We start from the raw sequence: 24,400 nt of genomic DNA on the forward strand, positions 1-24,400 counted from the left end.
TCTGCGCGCTCAGTCGACCACATCCGATTTAGTGCGCCAAATCTTGGCCGATGCATTGCCTGACGCAATTTAGTGCACTAACTTGCGAGGTGGCTCCGTCACCGGCTGCTTCCGGTCTGCAACCAGATAGCCGGTGACCCTCACCCCGTGCATGGGAGGCTCCCGTGGGCATACACACCGCGCCTGCCGAGCGGCTGGCCCAACAGCGACGATCTCGGCAGGTCAAGCCGTGACGGTGCCTGAGGTCCTGACGAAAATTCCCTACTACGTAGAGCAGGCCGGTTACTGCATTGCCCTACACGAGAAGGCCAGCTGTCCGGCCTGTACCAACACCGGATGCCCGAGGCTGGACGAGGCTGCTGATGTCCTGGCCGTCTTCCGCGAGCAACGTCGCACGCGGTACGGGATCAAGCGGAATCCTTGAGCCACGGACATCACGATCTAAGCCGCTCCGGGAAACCTGTCCAAGAGTCGGCGTCGTGCCAGCCGGGAAGTCTGCTCAGGTAGCGGTTCCCCGAGGGCGGTCGCGGTCCTTGGAGGGCTGGACCCGCTTCGGCTCACCGGGCATCTTCGGGTGGTCCGGCGGATAGGGCATGTCGCCCTGCCCGGCGGCGGCGTCCCGCTCGGCCCACTCCAGCAGGGGCGTGATGTCCCACGGGGCGTCGTCGATGCCGGCGTGCGGGTCGCCCCGCTCAGCCAGCCGGGCCGGGACGGTGCGCAGGTCGAAGTCGTCCGGGTCGACGTCGGGCAGCTCGTCCCACGTCAGCGGGGTGGAGACGGTGGCCCGCGCGTTGGCCCGCAGCGAGTACGCGCACGCGATCGTCCGGTCCCGCGCCATCTGGTTGTAGTCGACGAAGACGCGGGTGCCGCGCTCCTCCTTCCACCAGGCGGTGGTGACCAGCTCCGGCCACCGCCGCTCCAGCTCCCGGGCCAGCGCGATCGTCGCCCGGCGCACCTCGACGAACGTCCAGCGGGGTTGGATGCGCAGGTAGACGTGGACGCCCCGGCCGCCGGACGTCTTCGGCCAGCCGGCGACCCCCAGCTCGTCGAGGATTCCCCGCAGCTCGGCCGCGGCGGTGGCGGCGTCGGCGAAATCGGTGCCGGGCTGCGGGTCGAGGTCGACGCGCAGCTCGTCGGGGCGGTCCGGGTCGGCGGCGCGGACCGGCCACGGGTGGAAGACCACCGTGCCCATCTGCGCCGCCCACGCCACGTGGGCCAGGTCGGCCGGGCAGAGCTCAGCCGCCGTCCGGCCGCTGGGGAAGCTGATCTCCGCGGTCTCGACCCACGGGGGTACGCCCCGGGTCGGCACCCGCTTCTGGAAGAACATCTCCCCCTCGATGCCCTCGGGGAAGCGTTGCAGGGTCGTGGGCCGCTCGCGGAGGGCGCGCATGATGCCGTCGCCGACCGCCAGGTAGTAGTGGAAGACGTCGGCCTTGGTGAACCCGCGCTGCGGGAACATCACCCGTTCCGGACTGCTCAGCCGGACGCGGTGCCCGGAGACCTCGATCTCCTCGGCTGCGGCCTTCGTGCCACCCATTCCGCGACCCTATGCGATGGCTCCGACATCCGACGTACCGTTGGCGGGTGAGTCTCGACGACACCGAACTGCCCCGCACCGAGGACGAGTGGCGGGTCCGGCTCAGCCCCGAGGAGTTCCGGGTGCTGCGGGAGCACGGCACCGAAGCCCCGTGGACCGGCGAGTACGTGGACACCAAGACGCCCGGCGTCTACCACTGCCGGGCCTGCGGGCTGGAACTGTTCTCCAGCGACACCAAGTTCGACTCGCACTGCGGCTGGCCGAGCTTCGACGACGCCATCCCGGGCCGGGTCAAGGAGATCGAGGACCGCAGCCTGGGCATGGTCCGCACGGAGATCCGCTGCGCCCGGTGCGACAGCCACCTCGGGCACGTGTTCCACGGTGAGGGGTTCACCCCGAAGGACACCCGGCACTGCGTGAACTCGGTCTCCATCCGGCTCGAACCGCGCGAGAGCTGACCGTCCGCCTCCGGGCTCCCGCCCCGGTCAGCCGTCTGTCAGCAGCGCCGTCTGCGCCGTACGCGACCGGGCGACCCGCTCGGCCAACTCGCGCACCGGCGCGCTGCCGCCGACGGTGAGGTGCGCGTGGGCGAGGTCCGCCGCCGCGCGCTGGTGGGCGCCGAGCACCGCGCGGAGTTCACGGTCCACGTCGGCCGGGGCCGCGGCGCGCAGGCGGGCGAGGTCGTCGGCGCCGGCGTGCCCGGCGTGGTCGTGCGCGCCCCCGCTCGTGGGCCGGCCGGCGTCCCGCAGCCAGGTACGCACCGTCCGCAGCTCGTCGGACTCGGTCGCCTCGATCGCGTCGAGCAGGGTCCGCAGCTGGGCGTCGGTCACCCGCCCCTCGACCAGGCGGACGATCTCCAGCGTCCGCTCGGTGTGCGCCACCATCGCGGTGAGGAACGGGGCGTCGACCCCGGCAAGGCTCACCGGTGTGCTCGCGGGCGTGTTCGCCGGGGGCGGGGCGGGCGCGGCGGTGCCCGGGTCGCCGGTGCAGCCGCCGGCCAGCAGCAGCACGGCGAGCAGGGCGCCGAGGTGCGGTCGGCGGGTGCGGCACGCTCTGGGTACGGGCCGCACCCGTTGGGCCCGGGTCGACACCGGCTCTAGACCTGGGTCCACAGGGCCGGGGTGTAAGGCGGCTCCCAGCCGGGCAGCGCGGTGTGCGGCTGGCGGCACCGGTACGTGGCTCCGCCGTACGTGACCTGGTCACCGACCTGGTAGGCGCGCCCCGCCGTCCACGTGCCGCCCGGGGCGGGGGTAGTGGGCGCGGCGGTCGGGGTCGGTGGCGGGGTGGTCGGCGGTGGCGTGGTCGGCGTGGGTCCGCCCCCGCCTCCGATCTGGAGGTCGACGCAGGAGTAGAAGGCGTTGGCGGTGTCGGCGATGTTCCACACCGCGAGGACCTTCTGCCGCCCGGAGTATCCACCGAGGTTGACGGTGTGCGACACCGTGGCGGGAGGCTGCTGGCCACCGCCGCTGAACACCGCGACGCGGGTGTTCCCGATGAAGTACTCCCAGTTGCTGGTGGCGTGCCGGGCGGTGTTGGTCCAGGTGAACGTGACCGTGCTGCCGACGCTGGTGGCCGGCCAGCCCCGGCTGTCGTCGTTGAGGACGGCGAAGTGGGCGATCCCGGCGTGGCAGTTGCGCAGCCCCTTGGGGCCCTCGACGCTCTGCGGCTCCCATTTGATCTGGCCGCAGTCGGGCACCCGGTTCTGCGCACAGAGCGCCTGCCGGCTGGGCGGGCCGGACACGTACCCGTGCGCCTGGGCCGGCGCGGCGACGGCCAGGGAGGACAGAACGGCGCCCGTCGCGACCAACGGGAGGGCGACTCTTCGACGCATGGCGGCATCTCCTTTGCGGACGAAGCTGCTGAGATGCCACCCAAGGTAAGTTAAACTTTGTTAACAGTAAAGACCCCTGTCGATAAAAACATCGATGGAGGTAAGTTGGATCTGCCGCGACGGGCGGGGTCAGAGCAGCAGCAGGCTGCCCTGCTCGTCGATCCGGTCGGCGGAGTCATCGTCGAGCCAGACCCCACCCGTGGCGAGGTACCGGAAGCGGTACTCGCCCGGCCCGAGCTTGACCGTGATCGTGCGCGTGCCGTCCCGGCGGGTGACCAACTCGTGCCGACCGGGCTCCCAGCCGTTGAAGCACCCGACCACGCTGACGGTCCCGGGCGGGGCGTCCCGGGGGAGGCAGAAGGTGACGCGGGTCTGGTTGCCGAAGAGCTTGTTGCGCTTGATCACGTCTTTCCTCCGGGGGTCGGGTGTTCCACCGGTTCCAACGGCCGACACGCCGAGGACGACTCGCCGTGGAACCGGATCAGGTTCGCCGGTTCCGGTTGCCGAAGCGTGTCACATGTTCGACGCTTGCGTTACGTGTCCACAATCGGGGGGTTTGTCATGGCGACCTGCGAGGTCTGCGGTAACGACTACTGGATGGCGTTCGAGGTGCATACGAGCAGCGGCGCCACGCACACCTTCGACTGCTTCGAGTGCGCGATCCACAAGATGGCGCCGATCTGCGAACACTGCCAGGTCAAGATCGTCGGCCACGGGGTGGAGGTGTCCGGTCGGTTCTTCTGCTCCGCGCACTGCGCCCGCGCCGAGGAAGGCGAGCAGGGCGCCAAGATCCGCGACGCCGTCGGCGCCCGCCCTTCCTGACGACGTAACCCTTCGGTAAGGGGTGCCGGGCGCGCAGCGGACTAAGATCCGATCATGCACTTCGGACGCTCGGCACGTCGCCCGCGCCGCCTCGCCGGCCGGGCCGTCATCACCATGACCGCCGCGGTCCTCGCCGGCTGCGGCGGGGCGGACGACCCGGCCGGGGCGCCCGGCACCCCCGCGCCGACCACCGCGACCGGCGGCGCTGCCACCACCGGCGCCCCGGCCAGCCCGACCGGTGCCGCGCCGGCCGGCGTGCCGGAGACGCTCCGGTTCACCGCACGTACGGTCGACGGGCAGACCTTCGAGGGGGCCAGCCTGGCCGGCAAGCCGGCCGCGCTCTGGTTCTGGGCCGCCTGGTGCACCCGGTGCCGCGCCGCCGCCGACGACGTCGCGGCCATCCAGCGGGACACCGCGGCCGAGGCGAACCTGGTCGGCGTGGCCGGCCTGGGCAGCGGTGAAGGGGCCATGAAGCGCTTCATCGCCGACACCGGCATCGGCGACTTCCCGAACCTCGCCGATGACAAGGGCGAGGTCTGGCGGAAGTTCGACGTGACCACCCAGGAGTACTGGGTGCTGTTGGACTCCACCGGCAAGGTCGTGCACTCCGGCCCGCTCAGCACGACCGAGGCCCGCCAGCGCATCAACGGCCTGAGCTGACGTCAATGCCAGACGCCCCGTACGGCCTGGCGCTCGGTGCCGGGCTGCTCGCCGCGATCAACCCGTGCGGCTTCGCGCTGCTGCCGGCGTACCTGTCGGTGCTGGTGCTGGGGGACGGCCCGGCGGCCGACCGCGGGCCGCTCGCCCCGGTGGCCCGGGCGCTGGCGCTCACCGGGGCGATGACCCTCGGGTTCGTCGCCGTCTTCGGGACCTTCGGCCTGCTCGCCGCACCCGCCGCCGACGCGATCGCCCGCCGGCTGCCCTGGGTGTCGGTGCTGATCGGCCTCGCGCTCGTGGTGGCGGGCGGCTGGCTGCTCGCCGGCCGGCAACTGCCCGCCTTCACCCCGAAGGTGGCCACCGGGCCGGCGGTCCGGCTGCGCTTCGTGTCCATGGTGCTCTTCGGCGCCGCGTACGCGATCGCCTCGCTCGGCTGCACCATCGGGCCGTTCCTGGCGGTGGTGGTCGCCGCGTTCCGGGCCGGCTCGACCGGCGCCGGGATCGGCCTGTTCGTCGCGTACGCCGTGGGGATGGGTCTGGTGGTCGGCGCGGCGGCCCTCGCCGTGGCGCTGGCGCGGGAATCGCTGGTGCGGCGCGCCCGCCGGGCCGGCCCGCTGCTCGGCCGGGTCGCCGGCGTGCTGCTCGTGCTGACCGGAGGCTACGTCGCGTGGTACGGCTGGTACGAGATCCGGCTGTTCGCCAACGGGGGCGGCGACGACCCGGTGATCGAGGGCGCGGGCCGGGTGCAGAGCGCGATCAGCTCGTGGGTCGGCGAACTGGGCCCGTGGGTGGTCGCGGCCGCGGTCGTCGCGCTGCTCGCGCTCGCCGCCGGCATCCAGGTGGTACGCCGTCGCGGCGCGCCGCGACGGCCACCAACCTGATCCCGCTGCCCGCCCGGAGACGCCCTACCATCTCGGGGTGCCGCACACCGAACTCCGCTCCGCCGCCTTCGCCGACCTGTCCGCCCGCACCTTCCACGACCTGCTCCGGCTGCGGATCGACGTGTTCGTGGTGGAGCAGGCGTGCCCGTACCCGGAACTGGACGGCCGCGACGTCGAGCCGGGCACCCGGCACGTCTGGCTGGAGGAGGACGGGGTGCCGCTGGCGTACCTGCGGATCCTGGCCGATCCGGGCGGTGTGGCGCGGATCGGCCGGGTCGTGGTGGCCGAGCGGGCGCGCCGCGGCGGGTACGCGGGCCGGCTGATGACGGCGGCCCTGACCGAGGTCGGCGACCGCCCCTGCGTGCTGGAGGCGCAGTCGCACCTGGTCGCCTTCTACGCGCGGCACGGCTTCACGGTCAGTGGCCCGGAGTACGTCGAGGACGGCATCCCGCACACCCCCATGCGCCGGAACGCATTGACGTAATCCGATCGATATGGGAGTCTGCCGGCGGAGCCAACCGCGCGGGTGACGCGGGTGCGGGAGGGGCAACTCCCGAGCCGTCCGGGCATCGTCGTCGATCCGACCACTCCCCCCGGGGCCCCATGTCCTTCCTTGCCCGATCGTTGAGATCACCCCGCATCCGGTGGCTGCTCGCCGTCGCGGCGACCGCCACCCTCCTGCTGACCACCGCACTGGCCAACCCGGTCTCGGCCCACGGTTCCGTGGTGGACCCGGCCTCACGCAACTACGGCTGCTGGCAACGCTGGGGCAGCGACTTCCAGAATCCCCGGATGGCCACCGAGGACCCGATGTGCTGGCAGGCCTGGCAGGCCAACCCGAACGCCATGTGGAACTGGAACGGCCTGTTCCGCGAGGGCGTCGCCGGCAACCACCAGGGCGCCATCCCGGACGGCCAGCTGTGCAGCGGCGGCCGGACCGAGGGCGGCCGGTACAACGCCCTCGACGCGGTCGGCGCCTGGAAGACCTCACCGGTCTCCAGCACCTTCCGCGTCCGCCTGTACGACCAGGCGAGCCACGGCGCCGACTACATCCGGGTGTACGTGACGAAGCAGGGCTTCAACGCGCTCACCCAGCCGCTGCGGTGGAGTGACCTGGAACTGGTCGGCCAGATCGGCAACACCCCGGCCGCGCAGTGGACGCCGGAGAGCGGTGGCGGCGTGTCGATCCAGATCCCGGCGAACGCACCGGGACGCAGCGGCCGGCACGTCGTCTACACGATCTGGCAGGCGAGCCACCTCGACCAGTCGTACTACCTGTGCAGTGACGTCGACTTCGGTGGCGGTCCGAGCAGCCCGCCCCCGACGACACCCCCGCCGACGACTCCCCCGCCGACCACGCCGCCCCCGACCACGCCGCCCCCGACCACGCCGCCGCCGACCACGCCGCCGCCGGCCGGCGCGTGCACCGCGACGTACCGGGTGACCAGCCAGTGGTCCGGGGGGTTCCAGGCAGACGTGACGGTGACCGCCGGCGGCTCGGCCGTCCGGGGTTGGAGCGTGAGCTGGACCTTCGCCAACGGCCAGCAGGTCAGCCAGGCCTGGAACGCCACGGTCACCAGGACCGGCGACACGGTCGTCGCCCGCAACGTCGACTACAACGGAAGCCTCGGCGCCGGTGCCAGCACCACGTTCGGCTTCATCGGCTCGGGCAACACGAGCCCGATACCCGTCGTGGCCTGCACGACCGCCTGAGTCCCCGGCCGGGGCCGCGCCCATCTCCCTCCGGGCGCGCCCCGGCCGGCTGCGGCTTGCGCCAGCCGACCCCGAGCGACGTAACCACCGCGAGCCGGTGCTCCCCCGCGAGCGGTTGACAGGGGGCCCTTCTTCTACCGGAGGCGTTGAGAAGGGGCCCTTCCTTTCACGGCAGGCAGGTGATGATGTCGGCGATGGAGCGGCGGCGGCCGGTGTAGAAGGGGATCTCCTCGCGGACGTGCAGGCGGGCGCGGGAGCCCCGCAGGTCACGCATCAGGTCCACGATGCGGTGCAGCTCGTCGGCCTCGAAGGCGAGCATCCACTCGTAGTCGCCCAGCGCGAAGGACGCCACCGTGTTGGCCCGCACGTCCGGGTAGCCACGCGCCATCCGGCCGTGCTCGGCCAGCAGCTCACGCCGCTCGGCGTCGGGCAGCAGGTACCACTCGTACGAGCGGACGAACGGGTACACGCACACGTACCCGCGGGCCTGCTCGTCGGCCAGGAACGCCGGGATGTGGCTCTTGTTGAACTCGGCCGGCCGGTGCAGCGCCATCTGCGACCACACCGGGGTCATCGCGCGGCCCAGCGCGGTGCGCCGGAACCGCTGGTACGCGTCCTGGAGCGCGTCGCTCGACGACGAGTGCCACCAGATCATCAGGTCGGCGTCGGCGCGCAGGCCGGAAACGTCGTACGTGCCCCGGATCGTCACGTCCTTGCCGGCCAACTCCTCGAAGAGCGCCTCGACCTCGCCGGTGACGTTCTCGCGCAGCGACGGCAGGGGGCTGGTGGCCCGGTACACCGACCACATGGTGTAGCGGATCGTGGCGTTCAGCTCCTTCAGCCGCGCCGCGTTGGTCTGCTCGGTCATGTCCGGGAACCTCCCAGTGCTGTGATGATCTCGTCGGCCGCCGTCGCGCCGGAGCGTACGCAGACCGGGATGCCGACGCCGTCGTACGCGGCGCCGGCCAGGGCCAGGGTCGGGTGGCCGGCGCGCAGCCTGGCCCGCGCGGACGCCACCCGGTCGAGGTGGCCGGGCGGGTACTGCGGCAGCGCCCCGCCCCACCGCTGCACGTGACCGGCGACCGGCGCGGGCAGCGGGGCGCCGAGCACCGCCGACAGTTCCCGGTGCACCGTGGCGGCCAGATCCTCGTCCGGGCGCTGGAGCTGCGCCTCGTCCCCGTACCGGCCGACCGACGCGCGGACCAGGGCGAGCCCGTCCGGCCGGCGCAGGTGCCCCCACTTCGTGGTGAAGAACGTCGAGGCCTTGATGAGCAGCCCCTCGGTCGCCGGCACCAGGAACCCGGACAGCGCCGGCAGCGCCGGCTGCGGCAGGGCGAGGGTGACCAGCGCGACGCTGGCGTAGTCCAGCCCGCCGACCGCCGCCGCGGCCTCCGGGGCGACAGCGTCGAGCAGCCGCGCGGCCGGGCGGGCCGGCACGGCCAGCACCACCGCGTCGACGTCCACGTGCTGCGCGTCGCGGGTCGGGCCGACGGTCAGCCGCCACCCGGCCCCGGCCGGGGTCACCTCGCGGACCGCCGCGTCCCGGCGGATCGTCGCCCCGCTGGCCGTCGCGGCGGCCTCGACCAGGGCGCCCAGGCCACCGGCCAGGGTTCCGAAGACCGGCGCGCCCGGCGCGCGGGGGGCGGCGGCCTGCGCGGCGCGTACCGCGCCGACCAGCGTGTGCTCCACCCGGGCCGCCCGGGCGAGGGCGGGCATCGTGGTGGCCAGCGACAGGTCGTCGGCCCGGCCCGCGTAGACGCCGCCGAGCATCGGGTCGACCAGCCGGTCGACCACCTCGTCGCCGAGCCGGGCGCGGACCAGCGCCCCCACCGCGACGTCGTCGTCGGGCCCGAGGAGCGGGCGGCCGGCGTCCCGGTCGGCGTCCACGGCCGGCCGCGCGACCGCCGCCACCGCGGCCAGGTCCCCGGGTACGCCGACCAGCGTCCCGCCCGGGATCGGGCGCAGCCCACCGTCGACGGCGAGCGCGGCCTGCCCCACGGTGGGGTGGACGACACGGCCGGCCAGCCCGAGCCGGCGGACCAGGGCCACGGCGGCGGACTCCCCGCCCGCCGGGTCCCGCATGAGGAACGACTCGGCGCCGAACTCCACCGCCTGGCCGGCCAGCTCGCCGGTGCGCAGCTTCCCGCCGAGCGCGCCGCTCTGCTCGTACACCGTGATCTCGGTGCCGGCGGGGGCGCGGTCGCGCAACCGGACGGCGGCGGCCAGGCCGGCGATCCCGCCGCCGACCACCGCGACCCGCCACGGCGCCGCCATGCCGGTCAGCCCTGGTCGGCCGGGCGGGCGGACAGCTCGTGGACCAGAGCCACCACCCGGGTCAGCACGTCGGGGTCGGTCTCCGGCAGCACGCCGTGGCCGAGGTTGAACACGTGACCGGGGGTGGCCCGGCCCTGCTCCAGCACGCGCCGGACCTCCGCCTCCACGACCGGCCAGGGGGCGAGCAGCACGCACGGGTCGAGGTTGCCCTGCACGGCCCGCTCGGGACCGATCCGGCGGGTGGCCTCGTCCAGGGGCGTACGCCAGTCGACGCCGACCACGTCGGCGCCGGCCTCGCCCATGGCGGTCAGCAGCTCGCCGGTGCCCACCCCGAAGTGGATACGCGGCACGCCCGCGTCGGCCAGGCCGGCGAGGACCGCCTGCGAGTGCGGCAGGACGAAGCGCCGGTAGTCGGCCTCGGACAGCGCGCCCGCCCAGGAGTCGAAGAGCTGCACCGCGGAGACGCCGGCGTCGACCTGGATCCGCAGGAAGGCCAGCGTCACCTCGGCGAGCCGGCCGGCCAGGGCGTGCCACAGCTCCGGGTCGCCGTACATGAGGGCCTTGGTCTTCGCGTGGGTACGCGAGGGACCGCCCTCGACCAGGTAGCTGGCGAGGGTGAACGGGGCGCCGGCGAAGCCGATCAGCGGTGTGCCGCCCAGCTCCTTCACCAGCATCCGCACCGCCTCGTCGACGTAGGAGACGTCGTCGCGGGTGATCGGGCGGATCCGCGCCACGTCGTCGGCGGAGCTGACCGGCTGGGCCACCACCGGCCCGGTTCCGGGGACGATGTCCAGGTCCACCCCGGCGGCGGCGACCGGCACCACGATGTCACTGAACAGGATCGCCGCGTCGACGCCGTGCCGGCGGACCGGCTGAAGGGTGATCTCGGTGACCAGGTCGGGACGCCGGCAGGACTCCAGCATCGCCACGTTGGCCCGGATCTCGCGGTACTCCGGCAGCGACCGGCCCGCCTGCCGCATGAACCAGACCGGGGTGTGCGGGCCGGGTCGGCGCCGGCACGCCCGGACGAAGGCTGAGTCGGCCGGACCGCCGGAGCGGGGGTCCTCGTCTCGGGCGGCGGTGCCCGCGGTGTCGGTGCTCATCGCGGCCATCGTGCCACGCCGCCCGCTGCCCCCCACCCCCACCGCCACCAATTGTGAGCCGCCTCCGCCCAGGTGCAAGGAAGGGCCCCTTGTTAACGGCTGCGGTAGAGGAAGGGTCCCCTTCTAACACCGGTCCGGCGGGGTGAGGGATCGTCGGGGCGCGGCCGGGGCGCACGGCGCGCCGCCGGGGCGGCGGGTCGGCGGCGGCATACGCTTTCGGGCATGGCCCCCCCGATCGCGCTCCCGGAGACCTTCGCCCGCGCGGTCGCCGGGCTCCGGTCCGCGGCGCCCCGGGCGGAGATCCTGCTCGAGGAGGTGGGGGCACCGCAGCGGCTCGCGCCGTACGCGTTCGCGCTCTCCGCCACCGTGCTGCGCGACGGTGACGAGGTGGCCACCGGCCGGCTGATCCTGCTGCACGACCCGGCGGGGCACGAGGCGTGGCAGGGCACACTGCGCCTGGTCACGTACGTGACCGCCGAGATGGAGGTCGACCTGGCCGCCGACCCGCTGCTGCCCGGGGTCGGTTGGACGTGGCTGACCGACGCCCTCGATGTGCAGGGCGCCCAACACCGGGCGATCGGCGGCACGGTCACCCAGACCATGTCGACCCGGTTCGGCGAGCTGGCAGGGCCGCCCGCGGCGGGCGACATCGAGATCCGCGCCTCCTGGACGCCGCTCGACGACGACCTGGCCCCCCACCTGTACGCCTGGTGCACCCTCCTCGCCTCGACGGCCGGCCTGCCGCCACCCGGCGTCACCGCCCTGCCGACCCCACACCGCACCTCCCCGTCCTGACCCGGGCGGCCGACGCGATCCTGCACACCCTCCCCGGGACGAACTGCCGGAGAAGGGGCGAAACGGGGGCCGAACGTGCATGATCGGCGGGGTGCAAGACGGGACGGGACACGCTACGGGGGCGGGTGCGCGCGGTAGGAGGCCGGCGGGCAATAGGGTTGTCAGGTGACCGACGAACCACCCCTGCGCCGTCGGGCCGCCGAAAGTCGTCCGGGAGACACACCGCACCACCCGCCGTCGGCCCTGCCAGTGCCGGAGGGAGCGGGGGCCCACCCGACCGCCGGCGGGCCCGTGCCGCCGACCGACTCCGCCGCCCGCCCCGAGGACGCCCCCGCCGACGGACCGGTGCCGCTGACCGCCCCACGCGACGGCACGCCCGAGCCGGTGACCACGCCGGAAGAACTCGAGGAGGTCCTGGCCCGCTTCGCCGCGGGGACCGGCCCGGTGGCCCTGGACGCCGAACGCGCCTCCGGATACCGCTACAGCCAGCGCGCCTACCTGGTGCAGCTCCGCCGCGCGGGCGCCGGCACGGCGCTCATCGACCCGCTCCCGCTGGCCGACCTGACCGCGCTCGACGAGGTCATCGGCGAGGCCGAGTGGGTGCTGCACGCGGCCAGCCAGGATTTGCCCTGCCTGGCGGAGCTGGGGCTGCGTCCCCGGCGCCTCTTCGACACCGAACTCGCCGCCCGGCTGGCCGGCTTCGAGCGGGTCGGCCTCGCCGCGCTCACCGAGCAGCTACTCGGTTTCAGCCTGGAGAAGCACCACTCGGCGGCGGACTGGTCGAGCCGGCCGCTGCCGGAGTCCTGGCTGACGTACGCCGCGCTGGACGTGGAGTTGCTGGTCGAGCTGCGGGACGCGCTCGACGCCGAGCTGTCCCGGCAGGGCAAGTCCGAGTGGGCGGCCGAGGAGTTCGCCGCGGTGATCCGCAACGGCACCCGCCCACCCCGGGTCCGCGCCGAGCCGTGGCGCCGCACGTCCGGCATCCATCGCGTACGCGGCGCCCGGGCGCAGGCCCGGGTCCGGTCCCTGTGGTACGCGCGGGACCAGATCGCCGCCCGCCGCGACGCCGCCCCGGGGCGGGTGCTGCCGGACTCGGCGATCGTCGCCGCCGCGGAGTTGGACCCGAAGGACGAGAAGACCCTGCTCACGCTCCCCGGTTTCGGCGGCCGGTCGGTGCGTCGGCTGGCCCGCACCTGGTTGGCCGCGCTCGACGACGCCCGGAAGCTGCCCGACGACGCGCTGCCGGTCGCGCCGGCGGTCGAGGGCCCGCCGCCACCGCACCGGTGGGCCGAGCGGGACCCGGTGGCCGCCGCCCGGTTGGCCCGCTGCCGGGAGGTGGTCGTCCAGGTCGCCGGCGCGCACACGCTCCCGCCGGAGAACCTGATCGCCCCCGACTCGGTGCGCCGCCTCGCCTGGGTCCCCCCGGAGGACGTCACCGACGGGACGGTGGCGGAGACCCTTCGCGGCCTCGGCGCCCGGGAGTGGCAGATCCACCTCCTCCTCCCGGCCCTGACCAAGGCGCTGATCGACCCACCGCCCGCTCCCTGACCCGGTTGATCAAGAGGTTCGCGGCCGCGACCCGCCGGCACGCGGTCGCGAACCTCTTGATCAACTCGTCGGGGACTCCGGTCGGGCGAGGTCGGCCGAGGTGTGGGGTGGGCCACACGAGGGGTGGTGTCCCCACTGGTTACTGGCGAGTAGCATCCGACTAAACGCCAGTGCCGGCTAGGAGGCTCCAAGTGCCCCGTGAAGTTCGGGATGTCGTCTTCGTCGACGGCGTCCGTACCCCGTTCGGCAAGGCGGGTGGCATGTACGCCAACACCCGCGCCGACGACCTGGTGATCCGCTGCATCCGCGAGCTGCTGCGCCGCAACCCGCAGCTGCCGCCGGAGCGGGTCGAGGAGGTCGCCATCGCCGCCACCACGCAGATCGGCGACCAGGGACTGACCATCGGCCGGACCGCCGCCCTGCTGGCCGGCCTCCCCAAGACGGTCCCCGGTTTCGCCATCGACCGCATGTGCGCTGGCGCGATGACCGCGGTCACCACGGTCGCCAGCGGCATCGCCATGGGCGCGTACGACATCGCCATCGCCGGCGGTGTCGAGCACATGGGCCGCCACCCCATGGGTGAGGGCGTCGACCCGAACCCGCGGATCATCGCCGAGAAGCTCGTCGACCCGTCCGCGCTCGTGATGGGCTCCACGGCGGAGAACCTGCACGACCGGGTCCCGCACATCACCAAGGAGCGCACCGACGCGTTCGCGCTCGCCTCGCAGCAGAAGACCGCCAAGGCGTACGCCAACGGCAAGCTCCAGGACGACCTGGTGCCGGTGGCGATCCGCGACGAGGAGAACGGCTGGGGCCTGGCCACCGTGGACGAGGCTCCCCGGGACACCTCGATGGAGAAGCTCGCCTCTCTGAAGACGCCGTTCCGCCCGCACGGCAAGGTCACCGCGGGCAACGCGGCCGGCCTCAACGACGGCGCCACCGCGAGCCTGCTCGCCGCCGAGGAGACCGCGCGCGAGCTGGGCCTGCCCGTCGCCATGCGGCTGGTGTCGTACGGCTTCGTCGGCGTCGAGCCCGAGGTCATGGGCGTCGGTCCGATCCCGTCGACCGAGAAGGCGCTGCGCATCGCCGGCCTGACCATCGACGACATCGGCCTGTTCGAGCTGAACGAGGCGTTCGCCATCCAGGTGCTCGCCTTCCTCGACCACTTCGGCATCGCCGACGACGACCCCCGGGTCAACCCGTGGGGCGGCGCGATCGCCATCGGTCACCCGCTCGCCTCCTCGGGTGTGCGGCTGATGACCCAGCTCGCCCGGCAGTTCGCCGAGCACCCCGAGGTCCGCTACGGCCTCACCGCCATGTGCATCGGCATCGGCATGGGCGGCACCGTGATCTGGGAGAACCCGCACTGGGAGGGCAACAAGTGAGCGCGCTCGCGGCACCGAACGAGGTGGTCACCAAGGCGCTGCTGCGCGCGGTGAACGTACCGGGGCTGGACCGCCCGGCCGCCCTGATCACCCTGGACAACGGCTTCGACCACACCAAGCCGAACACCTTCGGCCCGGGTGGCCTGACCAGCCTGGACGAGGCGATCACCGCCGCCCTCGCGGCGAACCCGGCGTTCATCGCGGTCACCGGCAAGCCGTACATCTTCTGCGTGGGCGCGGACATCACCGGCCTGCCGCTGCTCGCGGACCGCGAGCAGGCCCTGGAGATCGGCCGGCTCGGCCACCGGGTCTTCGCCCGGCTGAAGGGCAGCGAGATCCCGACCTTCGCGTTCGTCAACGGCGCGGCGATGGGCGGCGGTCTGGAGCTGGCCCTGCACTGCCACTACCGGACGCTGTCGGCCGGCGCGGCGGCCCTCGCGCTGCCCGAGGTCTCGCTCGGCCTCATCCCCGGCTGGGGCGGTACGCAGCTGCTGCCGAACCTCATCGGCATCCCGGCGGCGACCCAGGTGATCATCCAGAACCCCCTGATGCAGAACAAGATGCTCAAGCCGAAGCAGGCCACCGAGATGGGCATCGCCGACGTGCTGCTGGAGCCGGCGGACTTCCTGGAGCGGTCCCTGGAGTGGGCCGCCGGCGTGGTCCGCGGCGACGTCACCGTGACGCGGCCCGAGGTCGACAGGGACATGTGGGGCGGCGTGCTCTACTTCGCCCGGCAGACCCTGGACCAGCGGCTGCACGGCGCGGTCCCGGCCGCGTACAAGGCGCTGGACCTGCTGGAGACGGCGAAGGACGCGGACTTCGCCGCGGGCACCGCCGCCGAGGACGAGGCCCTCGCGGACCTGGTCTTCTCCGAGGAGCTGCGCAGCGGCCTGTACGCGTTCGACCTGGTGCAGCGGCGGGCCAAGCGGCCGGCCGGCGCGCCGGACAAGGGCCTCGCCCGTCCGGTCACCAAGGTCGGCATCGTCGGTGCCGGCCTGATGGCCAGCCAGCTCGCGCTGCTCTTCGCCCGCCGCCTCCAGGTGCCGGTCGTCCTGACCGACCTGGACCAGGCCCGGGTCGACAAGGGCGTGGCGTACGTGCACCAGCAGATCGAGAAGTCGGTCAGCAAGGGCCGGATGGACAAGGGCACCGCCGCCAAGCTGTACGGCCTGGTGAGCGGCTCGGTCGACAAGTCGGTCTTCGCCGACGCCGACTTCGTGATCGAGGCGGTCTTCGAGGACCTGAACGTCAAGAAGCAGGTCTGGGCCGAGCTGGAGAAGATCGTCAAGCCCGAGGCGGTGCTGGCCACCAACACCAGCTCGCTGTCGGTGACGGCGATGGCGGAGGACCTGGAGCACCCGGAGCGGGTGGTGGGCTTCCACTTCTTCAACCCGGTCGCGATGATGCCGCTGCTGGAGATCGTCCGCGGTGAGCAGACCGACGATGTCACCCTGGCGACCGCGTTCGCGGTCGGCAAGCAGCTGAAGAAGTCGTCGGTGCTGGTCAAGGACGCCCCGGCGTTCGTGGTCAACCGGCTGCTCACCCGGTTCCTCGGCACCGTCTTCGCCGCCGTCGACCAGGGCACCCCGCTGGACGTGGCGAACAGCGCGCTGGACCCGCTCGGCCTGCCGATGCGCCCCCTGGCGCTGCTCCAGCTCGTCGGGCCCGCCGTGGCGTACCACGTCGGCGGCACCCTGCACGCGGCGTTCCCGGACCGGTTCGGCGTCAGCGAGAACCTGAAGCGGATCGCCGACTCCGGCCAGCCGATCGTCGTGGACGACGAGATCAACGCCGACGTGGCGAAGCTGCTCGTCGTCGGCGACCAGCCGCTCACCGCGGAACAGGTCCGGCAGAACGCGCTCGACGCGCTGGCCCAGGAGATCCGGCTGATGCTCGACGAGGGCGTGGTCGCCGAGGCGCAGGACATCGACCTGTGCATGATCCTCGGGGCCGGCTGGCCGTTCCACCTGGGCGGCGTCACGCCGTACCTGGACCGGACCGGCACCTCCGAGCGGGTCACCGGCAAGCGGTTCCTGCCGCTCGGCGCGGCCAGCCTGGCCAAGTAGGACGCCCTCCGCTCCACCGCGATCGTCGTTCCACGGCGTGGTCCCGGGGCAGCGGAACCGCCCGCGGGCCCGCTACGATCACCCGTTCGCATCTTCGCGCCTGGAGCTGATGTCATGTCCTCACCGCCGGTCGACCCCTGGTCCGGGCAACCGGAGCGCGGCTCGCACCCCGGTTCCCCGCCCCCTGTTCCTCCGCCCCCGAGCCAGTGGGGGCCGCACGCCGGTGCCCACGAGCCACCGGGCCAATGGGGGTCGCGCGCCGGTGCCCACGAGCCGCAGCCGGGTGGCTGGCCGGCTCCCGGCTCGACTCCCGCGGGTGGCGCCGGGCCGGCGGGTGGCTGGCAGCCACCGCCGCCGCAGGAGGGCTGGGCCGACCCGACCCGGCCCGCAGCTCCGCCGACGACCGCCTGGCCGACGCCGCCGCAGACCCCGCCGACGCGCTCCTGGCCGGAGGCCACACCGCCGCCCACCCCGCCCGGCGGCTGGCAGCCAACGGCGGAGACGTGGCGGGCCACGGGCAGCGGGAACCCGCCGGCCCCCGCCGCGGGCGGTTGGCCCGGCCCGCAGTCGGAGTCGCGGCCGTCCGCACCCGCCGACCAGCCCACCCAGGTGTTCGCCGCGGTCCCCCCGGCCGACCAGCCGACCAGCGGCCCGGGCTACGGCCAGCCGACCTCCGGCGCGCCCGGCTACGGCCAGCCCACCCCCGGCGCGCCCGGCTACGGCCAGCCCACGCCCGGTGGCCCCTCCTACGGCCAGCCGGCGGGGAGCAGCCCGTACCCCCAACCGGGTGCGTTTCCGCCGCCGCCCGGCGGAGAGGTGCCCAGCGGTGCGCCGGGCCGGCGGTCCAAGCTTCCGCTGGTGCTGTCGCTGGGCCTGGTGGGCCTGCTGGTGCTGTGTTTCGGTGGTGGCGGCCTCGCCTACGTCGCCCTGTCCGGGAGCGACGAGGATCCCGCACCGGTTTCGTCCTCGGCACCGAGCGGGGACGCCACGCCGCGGCCCGCCGCCGAGGACGGGACCCCGGCGGCCGAGGAGGGGACCTCGTCGGCCGAGCCCAGCTCGGAGCCGCGCGTCCGGCTCGTCGCGCCGAAGACCCTCGGTGGGCGGGCGAAGAGCACCGACCCGGAGCTGCGGGCCCTGGCCGACGAGATGGTCCGGGACATGAAGGCGACGGTACGCAGCGAGAGCGGCGCGGTCGGCGCCTTCTACGGCAGCCCCGAGAAGCAGGACATGGTGATGATCGCCGGCGCCTCGGGTTTCGTCCTCGACCCCAAGCGGGAGCTGGACGACGCCGTCAAGGCGCTCTCCGCCGAGCTGAACGTCCGGCGGATGTCCACCGTGTCCCCCGGCCCGCTCGGCGGCGTGGCGAAGTGCGGCGACGGCAGCGCCTCCGACATCGACCTCGGTGTCTGCGTCTGGGCCGACCAGGGCAGCGTGGGCATGATCGTGATGTTCTTCTCGTCCGCCAGCAAGGCGAAGTCCGAGTTCACCTCGATCCGGGGGCAGGTCGAGAAGCGCTCCTGACCAGTACAGGCCGCGGCGGGGTCGGCATCTCGACGGGAACGTTGACCCGCCCGGCCCACCGGCGAATTGATCACCTTGGCGGGCGGCGGACGGTGGCGCCGGGACCACGCTCGCTAAGCTCACGCGTCGCGTTGTCGAAGACCTGGAGCTGACCATGTCCCAGCCGCCAGTCAATCCGTACCCTTCCCAGCCGGGCAGCGGCGCCCCGTACGGCTCACAGCCGGGCGCCTACCCGCCCCCGCAGCAGCCGGGCGCGTACCCGGCACCCCAGCAGCCCGGCGGATACCCGCCGCCGCAGCAGCAGCCCGGCGGCTTCCCGCCGCCCGTACCAGGCGCGCCCGGTCAGCCGTTCGGCGCGGTGCCGCCGCCGAAGAAGCGGTCGGCCGGCAAGGTCCTGCTGATCGTGCTCGCAGCCGTGCTCGTGCTCTGTCTGGGCGGGGCCGCGGTCGCCTTCTTCGCCGTCAAGGACGAGGTCAAGGAGACCGTCGACGCCACGAAGATCCGGGTCGTCGAGCCGGACACGCTCGCCGGCCGGCCGAAGGTCACCGACGCCAACCTCCAGGACATCAGCCGGCAGTTGGAGGCCGAGCTGAACAAGTCCCTTCCGGACGCCACGAGCACCGTCGGGGCCTTCTACGGTGACCCCGCGAAGCAGGACCTGGTGATGGTGGCTGCCGCCTCGGGCCTCAACACCGACCCGACGAAGACCCTCGACGAGACGATCACCGGAGCCCGGCAGAGCGATATCCAGGTCGGTGAGATGTCCTCGGTGGACCCGGGACCGCTCGGCGGGGAGGCCAAGTGCGGCGATGCCCAGGCCAAGGGCGTCCCGATCGGCGTCTGTGTCTGGAGCGACAAGGGCAGCCTCGGCATGATCATGGTCTACTTCAAGACGGGCGCGGACGTGCAGAAGGAGCTGGCCACCATGCGCGGCCAGATCGAGCAGAAGTCCTGACGTCGAACCGGACCGACCGGGCCCCGTCCACCACCTGGGCGGGGCCCGGCCCGTCAGTGCCTCAGCCCTGAGCGGCGGCGCGTTCGGCGGCGCTGCGCAGGACGCAGAACTCGTTGCCCTCCGGGTCGGCGAGCACGACCCAGCCCGAGCCGTCCGGGCGGGTGTGGTCGGCGACGTGCGTCGCGCCGATCCCGAGCAGGCGGGCGACCTCCTCGTCGCGGGTCCGGTCGGTCGGCTCCAGGTCGAGGTGCAGGCGGTTCTTGACCGTCTTGCCCTCCGGAACGGCCAGGAACAGCACCTCCGGCCCGCCCTCGGGCAGCAGCATCGCCTCCGGGTCACCGGGGAGGTCGTCCGGCTGCCGGGGGCAGTCGAAGACCTGGGCCCAGAAGCCGGCCAGGGCGTACGTGTCGCGGCAGTCGATGCCGATGTCGTGGATCCGTGCGGTCACGGGTGACTCCTCGTCGTGTCGGAGGCCCCGCGCGAGACGTCAGCGGTGCGGGCGGCGGGGCGCGGAACAGGTCCTGGTGAACATCGACGCACCCCCTTCCGTCATCGGGCTGACCGCATGATCTTCACATCGGGGCCGGACGACCGACAACCCGGTGCCGGCACGGTCACCGGTCGGCGTCACAGCGTCGCGTCGGGGTCCGGCCCGACGTCCGCCGCCGGCAGCGTCACCGTCACCTCCAGGCCGCCGCCCGGTTGCGCGATCGCGTTGACCGTGCCGCCGTGCGCGTCGCAGACGGCCCGCACGATGGAGAGCCCGAGTCCGGAGCCCCGGGCGCCGGTCCGCTCCCGACCGCCCCGCCGGAACGGCTCGAACAGCCCCGGCACGTCGGCCTGGTCCACCTCGAAACCGGTGTTGCCCACCACCAGCCAGGACCGCCGGCCGTCCGACCCGGTCCGCAGCCAGAGGCGGCCGTGCAGGTGGTTGTAGCGGACCGCGTTCTCGATGATGTTGCCGGCGAGCCGGTCGAGGAGCCCGGGGTCACCGACCACCGGCGCCGATTCCAGCGACGTCTGCACCCGCAGGCCGATGCGCTCCACCTCCCGGCGTACCGCCGACAGGGCGTTGGCGGTGGCGGCGGCCAGGTCGCACTCCGTCCGCCGGGCAAGGCGGCGGCCGGCCTGCGCTTCGCTGCGGGCCAGCACCAGCAGCGCGTCGACCAGCCCGTTGGCGCGTTCGGAGGCGTCCCGGACCACGGTGGCCATCCGGCGGTACTCGGCCGGGTCCGCCTCGTCGTCGCTGAGCGTCACGTCGATTTCGGTACGCATCACGGCGAGCGGGGTTCGCAGCTCGTGCGAGGCGTTGGCGACGAACCGCTTCTGCGCCTCGAAGGCGGCGGTGATCCGGTCGAGCATCGCGTCGAAGGTCTGCGCCAGCTCGGCGACCTCGTCGTCCGCCCCCGAGTATCCGATGCGCTGGTCGAGGGTGGTCTCGCCGAGCCGCCGGGCGGTGGCGGTCACCTGGTGCAGCGGCCGCAGCGCCCGCCCGGCGACCGCGTACGCGCCGGCCACGCCGACGACGCCGATCGCCAGCAGCGCGGCGAGGCCCTTCGCCAGCAGCTCCCGGCTCGCCGCGTCGACCAGTTGCCGCTGCCACTGCGCGGCGTCCAGGGACCGGCCGTCGGCCAGCACCACCGTGGTGCCGGGGAGCAGCTCGTCGGTGGGGCGCAGCGCGTCGCGGACCAGCAGCCACGCGAGCAGCACCAGGATGGCGCCGGCGCCCACCAGCAGGACGCCGTTGAGCAGCGTGAGCCGCAGTCGCAGGGTGGGCCGCAGCCGGCGACCGCGCGTCATGACGCCGCCTCGGCGACGCGGTAGCCCGCCCCGACCACGGTCTCGATCAGCGGCGGATCACCGAGCTTCTTCCGCAGCGTCATCACGGTGACGCGGACGATGGTGGTGAACGGGTCGGTGTTCGCGTCCCAGACCCGTTCCAGCAGCTCCTCGCTGGAGACGACGGCGCCGCGCGCCTTGAGCAGTTCGCAGAGCACGCCGAACTCCTTGTTGGTCAGGTCGACCGGCACGCCGCCCCGGGTGGCCACCCGGCGGGCCGGGTCGAGCACCAGGTCGGCCACCTCCAGCACCGGCGGGGCGGCCGGGGTGGCGCGCCGGCCGAGCGCCTGCACCCGGGCGACCAGTTCGTCGAACGCGAACGGCTTGGGCAGGTAGTCGTCGGCGCCCAACTGCAACCCCTCGACGCGGTCCGCGACCGTCCCGCTCGCGGTCAGCATCAGCACCCGGGTCAGCGCACCCGAGGCGGCCAGCTCGGCGCAGATCTGGTCACCGTGCACGCCGGGCAGGTCCCGGTCGAGCACCACCACGTCGTACCGGGTGACGAAGGCCATCTCGTGGCCGCTGTCGCCGTCGTACGCGACGTCCACCGCCATGCCGCGCTTGCGTAACCCCCGCGCGATCGCGTCGGCGAGGTTGCGTTCGTCCTCGACCACCAGTACCCGCATCCCGGCCTCCTCGCGCCCGACCACCCGACAACCTAGTGCCGCCCGCCAAGCCCGGGTCCGCGCCGGTACCGGTTGCAGAAAACCTTCGGCGTACGCGATGCTGCCGGCAACGAGTAACGGAACGGTGGTGCCATGACCGACACGGCGGGACGGGACGTCGCCTACCGGAGCTTCCGGTTCCCGGCCGACCTGCACCTCGGCACCGCCACCGGGCTGCGCGGCACGGACCGGGGCCTGGTGCTCGACGGCGGGGCCGACCGCGGGTCGCACCGCCGCCCGGACGGCCGGGTCCGGCGGTACGCCGCCGGGAGCTGGACCTCACCGCCGGTGCCGACCGGCTTCGGGGTCCGCGAGGTGGTGCCCTCGTGGACGGCGGACACCCCGGGCGACGGCTGGCTCCGGGTCGAGCTGCGCGGCTGGCACGACGGCGCGCCGGCCACGAGGTGGTACGTGCTGGCCGAGTGGGCCGCCGACGACCACGCCGTCCGCCGCACCTCGATCCCCGGGCAGCGGGACGCGCCTGCCACGGTGGACACCGACACCCTGGTGCTGTCCACCACGGCGACGGGCTGGCAGCTCCGGGTGACCCTGCTCCGACCCGACGACGCGGTGGCCGGGCCGGTCCTGCGTACCGTCGGCGCGGTCGCGACCGGCCCGGCGTCCCGGCCGGACGACGGTGGCCCGGCGCCGGGCGGGGCGGACACCCCGGGCCCGGCCTGGGGCACCGTGCTCGACGTCCCCCGCTACTCCCAGCGCGTCCACGCCGACACCCACCCCCAGTGGGCCGGCGGCGGCGACTCCTGGTGCAGCCCGACCTGCACGTCGATGGTCCTCGCGTACTGGGGCGCGGAACCGGCGCCGGAGCGCTACGCGTGGGTGACGCCGCCCGGCCCCCGGCCGGTGGTGGTGCACGCCGCCCGGCACTGCTTCGACCACGCGTACGCGGGCACCGGGAACTGGCCGTTCAACACCGCGTACGCCGGAGTGCACGGAATGGACGCGTTCGTCACGCGGCTCCGGTCACTGACCGAGGCGGAGGCGTTCGTCGCCGCCGGTGTCCCGCTGATCGTCTCGGCCTCGTTCCGCGCCGGGGAGGTCCCCGGGCTGGACTACGACACCGCCGGGCACCTGGTGGTGCTCGTCGGGTTCACCGCCGGCGGCGACCCGGTGCTCAACGACCCGTACGCCCCGGACGACGAGGGCGTACGCCGCATCGTGGGCCGCGACGCGTTCGCCTGGGCCTGGCAGTCGGGCAGCGGTGGAGTCGCGTACGTCGTCCGCCCGCCCGAGGTGCCGCTGCCGGTGCCGCCGGCCCAGGCCAACTGGTGAGTCAGCGGCGCAGCCGCCACAGCCCGATGGAGCTGTCGGGCCGCCGGCACAACACACCGCCGACAATCGCGTGGCAGTCGCCGGACGCCTCGGGTAGCACGTCGAGCACCCGGACGGTGGCCGCCGCCGCGTCGATCTCGGCGACGAGCAGCCCGCCGGCCGGGTGCGGACGGACCGCGAGCAGCCGACCGTGACCGGGCTCCTGCTGGGCGAACTCCCACCTGCCCAGCTCTGCCCGGACCCGGCCGGTGACCGGGTCGAGCACCGCCAGGTCCGCCGGCCCGGTGCCCGTACCGGGGGCCCGGACGACGACCAGCCGCCCGGGAGCCGCCCACATCGTGTCCCAGCCCGGCCGGGTCCACAGCGGACGGCCGGTCGCCGGGTCCACCGCCCACAGCGTCCCGGACCGCGTCTGGCCGCAGATCACGCCACCGCAGTCCAGCACGAGCGACGCGTCCGGCACCGTCGCCCGCCACCGGCGGTCCAACCGGTCGACCCCGTACGCGGTCATCAGCGGAGGCGTACCCCCGATGGTCACCAGCAGGTCCCCCACCATCTGCGTGGAACGGTACGGCCGCTCGGCGGTGGACCACAGGTCGGCCGCGACGAGGACCGCGCCGGTGACGGCGTCCCGCACCTCGACCCGTCCCCGGGGATCGCTGAAAACCACCCGGTCCAGTCCGGCGGGGGTGAACCGGTACCCGACCTCTCCCGCCGGCACGTCGACCGTCCACCGCGGCGTACCGCAGCAGGGGTCGACGGCCCGGAGGGTGCCCCGGCCCTCCCGGCTGAAGTCCTCCAGCAGCAGGCCGCCGCCGCTCACCCCCAGCGCCGCGCCGGGCTGCTGCCAGCGGTACGCCCCGGTCGCCGCGTCCAGCGCGACGGTGACCGTGCCCCGGCCCTCGGGCGGCACCTCGTACCCGCTGATCAGCAGCAGGTCCTCCGCCCGGGCGGACACACCCCAGAACCGGCCGTCCACCGGCAGCGGCGCCCGCCACGCCGGTTCACCGCCGGGCAGCCGGTACGCCGCCATCGACCGCGGCGTCCGCTCCCGGCTGGGCGGGTCCACCACGAGCAGCAGGTTCCCGGCGACGAGCCGGTCGACCCCGAGCCGGGCCGGCACGACGACGGCGACCCGGCCGGGCGGTGGGGTGGCGGCGGCAAGCGTGAGCAGGGCGAGCAGCAGCACCGCGAGGAAACCCGGCAGCCGGTTGGCGGCCGGCCGGGGCCGGCGGGCGGGCGGTTCGGGTCGCTCGGCGTCGCGCAGATCACCCAGGTCGATCAGGGTCATCCGACACCCCCTCCCGGCGGCCGTCCGCGCCGGATCCCGGCTCCGGCTCAGCCGGCGATGGAAGCGTATGCGCAACCGGTCCGTCCAGTCCGTCCGGTCCCGGCCCGTCGCACCGGCCCGCCCACGTCACGCGGCGGCGCGGCACGAATCACCGTCCGGCAATCCGGCCAGGCGCGTACGGGGACGGCAATTCCGGCGGATCCCACCTGTACGATGGCGCGTCGTGG

The 24,400-nt window shown here is 73.9% G+C and carries 23 protein-coding genes and 1 pseudogene; 13 read left to right on the forward strand and 11 right to left on the reverse strand.

All coding sequences use genetic code 11. The features are described from left to right. Positions 1–499: 499 nt before the first annotated feature. Positions 500–1,537, reverse strand: a complete 1,038-nt coding sequence (gene ligD, locus AB0873_RS00725; RefSeq protein ID WP_366597855.1) for a non-homologous end-joining DNA ligase — start codon at positions 1,535–1,537, stop codon at positions 500–502. 47 nt (positions 1,538–1,584) lie between these two features. Between ligD and msrB the strand changes: the two genes are divergently transcribed. Continuing rightward, positions 1,585–1,995 (forward strand): peptide-methionine (R)-S-oxide reductase MsrB, encoded by a 411-nt coding sequence (msrB, locus tag AB0873_RS00730; protein WP_366597856.1) that lies wholly within the window; start codon positions 1,585–1,587, stop codon positions 1,993–1,995. A gap of 27 nt (positions 1,996–2,022) precedes the next feature. Here msrB and AB0873_RS00735 read toward each other — a convergent pair whose 3' ends face one another. The 3 genes from AB0873_RS00735 to AB0873_RS00745 form a co-directional block, all read right to left on the reverse strand. Beyond that, positions 2,023–2,607: a DUF305 domain-containing protein gene (locus AB0873_RS00735; RefSeq protein WP_366598042.1), complete on the reverse strand. Its 585-nt coding sequence runs from the start codon at positions 2,605–2,607 to the stop codon at positions 2,023–2,025. Positions 2,608–2,633: 26 nt separating this feature from the next. After that, on the reverse strand, positions 2,634–3,368 hold the full coding sequence (locus AB0873_RS00740; RefSeq protein ID WP_366597857.1) for a lytic polysaccharide monooxygenase: 735 nt from the start codon (positions 3,366–3,368) through the stop codon (positions 2,634–2,636). Between the two features lie 129 nt (positions 3,369–3,497). Next, a complete protein-coding gene (locus AB0873_RS00745; protein WP_155333396.1) occupies positions 3,498–3,773 on the reverse strand; it encodes an isoamylase early set domain-containing protein in 276 nt (91 codons plus the stop codon). Positions 3,774–3,929: 156 nt separating this feature from the next. Between AB0873_RS00745 and AB0873_RS00750 the strand changes: the two genes are divergently transcribed. The 5 genes from AB0873_RS00750 to AB0873_RS00770 all read left to right on the forward strand — a co-directional run bounded on the left by AB0873_RS00750 (position 3,930) and on the right by AB0873_RS00770 (position 7,441). Beyond that, a complete protein-coding gene (locus AB0873_RS00750) occupies positions 3,930–4,190 on the forward strand; it encodes a Prokaryotic metallothionein (protein ID WP_155333397.1) in 261 nt (86 codons plus the stop codon). A gap of 114 nt (positions 4,191–4,304) precedes the next feature. Next, a complete protein-coding gene (locus AB0873_RS00755; protein WP_366598043.1) occupies positions 4,305–4,850 on the forward strand; it encodes a redoxin domain-containing protein in 546 nt (181 codons plus the stop codon). Positions 4,851–4,855: 5 nt separating this feature from the next. Beyond that, positions 4,856–5,728, forward strand: coding sequence for a cytochrome c biogenesis protein CcdA (locus AB0873_RS00760; RefSeq protein ID WP_366597859.1), 873 nt, complete (start codon positions 4,856–4,858; stop codon positions 5,726–5,728). Positions 5,729–5,765: 37 nt separating this feature from the next. Further along, entirely contained in the window at positions 5,766–6,212 is a 447-nt protein-coding gene (locus AB0873_RS00765) for a GNAT family N-acetyltransferase (protein WP_366597860.1), read from the forward strand. Between the two features lie 119 nt (positions 6,213–6,331). Next, on the forward strand, positions 6,332–7,441 hold the full coding sequence (locus AB0873_RS00770; protein ID WP_366597861.1) for a lytic polysaccharide monooxygenase: 1,110 nt from the start codon (positions 6,332–6,334) through the stop codon (positions 7,439–7,441). A 166-nt stretch (positions 7,442–7,607) separates the two neighbouring features. Here AB0873_RS00770 and hemQ read toward each other — a convergent pair whose 3' ends face one another. From hemQ to hemE, 3 genes are read right to left on the reverse strand one after another with little or no spacing between them, the layout of a single operon-like run. Next, on the reverse strand, positions 7,608–8,309 hold the full coding sequence (gene hemQ, locus AB0873_RS00775) for a hydrogen peroxide-dependent heme synthase (protein WP_366597862.1): 702 nt from the start codon (positions 8,307–8,309) through the stop codon (positions 7,608–7,610). After that, positions 8,306–9,715 (reverse strand): protoporphyrinogen oxidase, encoded by a 1,410-nt coding sequence (gene hemG / locus AB0873_RS00780; protein WP_366597863.1) that lies wholly within the window; start codon positions 9,713–9,715, stop codon positions 8,306–8,308. Before hemG ends, hemQ begins: the two co-directional genes overlap by 4 nt. Before the next feature lie 5 nt (positions 9,716–9,720). Beyond that, positions 9,721–10,818, reverse strand: a complete 1,098-nt coding sequence (gene hemE, locus AB0873_RS00785) for a uroporphyrinogen decarboxylase (RefSeq protein WP_366597864.1) — start codon at positions 10,816–10,818, stop codon at positions 9,721–9,723. 222 nt (positions 10,819–11,040) lie between these two features. Between hemE and AB0873_RS00790 the strand changes: the two genes are divergently transcribed. The 6 genes and pseudogenes from AB0873_RS00790 (at position 11,041) to AB0873_RS00815 (ending at position 19,088) form a co-directional block, all read left to right on the forward strand. Next, positions 11,041–11,613, forward strand: coding sequence for a DUF3000 domain-containing protein (locus AB0873_RS00790; protein WP_155333404.1), 573 nt, complete (start codon positions 11,041–11,043; stop codon positions 11,611–11,613). A 165-nt stretch (positions 11,614–11,778) separates the two neighbouring features. Then, on the forward strand, positions 11,779–13,161 hold the full coding sequence (locus AB0873_RS00795) for a ribonuclease D (RefSeq protein ID WP_366597865.1): 1,383 nt from the start codon (positions 11,779–11,781) through the stop codon (positions 13,159–13,161). A 191-nt stretch (positions 13,162–13,352) separates the two neighbouring features. Further along, complete coding sequence (locus tag AB0873_RS00800) at positions 13,353–14,546, forward strand: thiolase family protein (RefSeq protein WP_366597866.1); 1,194 nt, start codon at positions 13,353–13,355, stop codon at positions 14,544–14,546. Next, complete coding sequence (locus AB0873_RS00805) at positions 14,543–16,612, forward strand: 3-hydroxyacyl-CoA dehydrogenase NAD-binding domain-containing protein (RefSeq protein ID WP_366597867.1); 2,070 nt, start codon at positions 14,543–14,545, stop codon at positions 16,610–16,612. Before AB0873_RS00800 ends, AB0873_RS00805 begins: the two co-directional genes overlap by 4 nt. 831 nt (positions 16,613–17,443) lie before the next feature. Then, a pseudogene (locus AB0873_RS00810) lies at positions 17,444–18,133 on the forward strand (hypothetical protein); the annotation flags it as partial. 154 nt (positions 18,134–18,287) lie between these two features. Further along, positions 18,288–19,088 (forward strand): hypothetical protein, encoded by an 801-nt coding sequence (locus AB0873_RS00815; RefSeq protein WP_366597868.1) that lies wholly within the window; start codon positions 18,288–18,290, stop codon positions 19,086–19,088. Between the two features lie 61 nt (positions 19,089–19,149). On the opposite strand, the gene AB0873_RS00820 is transcribed toward AB0873_RS00815, so the two are convergent. From AB0873_RS00820 to AB0873_RS00830, 3 genes are all read right to left on the reverse strand, one after another. After that, positions 19,150–19,536: a VOC family protein gene (locus AB0873_RS00820; protein ID WP_366597869.1), complete on the reverse strand. Its 387-nt coding sequence runs from the start codon at positions 19,534–19,536 to the stop codon at positions 19,150–19,152. A gap of 179 nt (positions 19,537–19,715) precedes the next feature. Beyond that, on the reverse strand, positions 19,716–20,888 hold the full coding sequence (locus AB0873_RS00825; RefSeq protein ID WP_366597870.1) for a HAMP domain-containing sensor histidine kinase: 1,173 nt from the start codon (positions 20,886–20,888) through the stop codon (positions 19,716–19,718). Continuing rightward, positions 20,885–21,553: a response regulator transcription factor gene (locus AB0873_RS00830; RefSeq protein WP_155333417.1), complete on the reverse strand. Its 669-nt coding sequence runs from the start codon at positions 21,551–21,553 to the stop codon at positions 20,885–20,887. Before AB0873_RS00830 ends, AB0873_RS00825 begins: the two co-directional genes overlap by 4 nt. A gap of 132 nt (positions 21,554–21,685) precedes the next feature. Between AB0873_RS00830 and AB0873_RS00835 the strand changes: the two genes are divergently transcribed. Further along, entirely contained in the window at positions 21,686–22,882 is a 1,197-nt protein-coding gene (locus tag AB0873_RS00835) for a peptidase C39 family protein (protein WP_366597871.1), read from the forward strand. Between the two features lies 1 nt (position 22,883). On the opposite strand, the gene AB0873_RS00840 is transcribed toward AB0873_RS00835, so the two are convergent. Then, a complete protein-coding gene (locus AB0873_RS00840) occupies positions 22,884–24,173 on the reverse strand; it encodes a PQQ-binding-like beta-propeller repeat protein (RefSeq protein WP_366597872.1) in 1,290 nt (429 codons plus the stop codon). Between the last annotated feature and the right edge of the window lie 227 nt (positions 24,174–24,400).

The sequence above is a fragment of the Micromonospora sp. NPDC047707 genome (assembly GCF_040704235.1).
Classification (GTDB): Bacteria; Actinomycetota; Actinomycetes; order Mycobacteriales; family Micromonosporaceae; genus Micromonospora.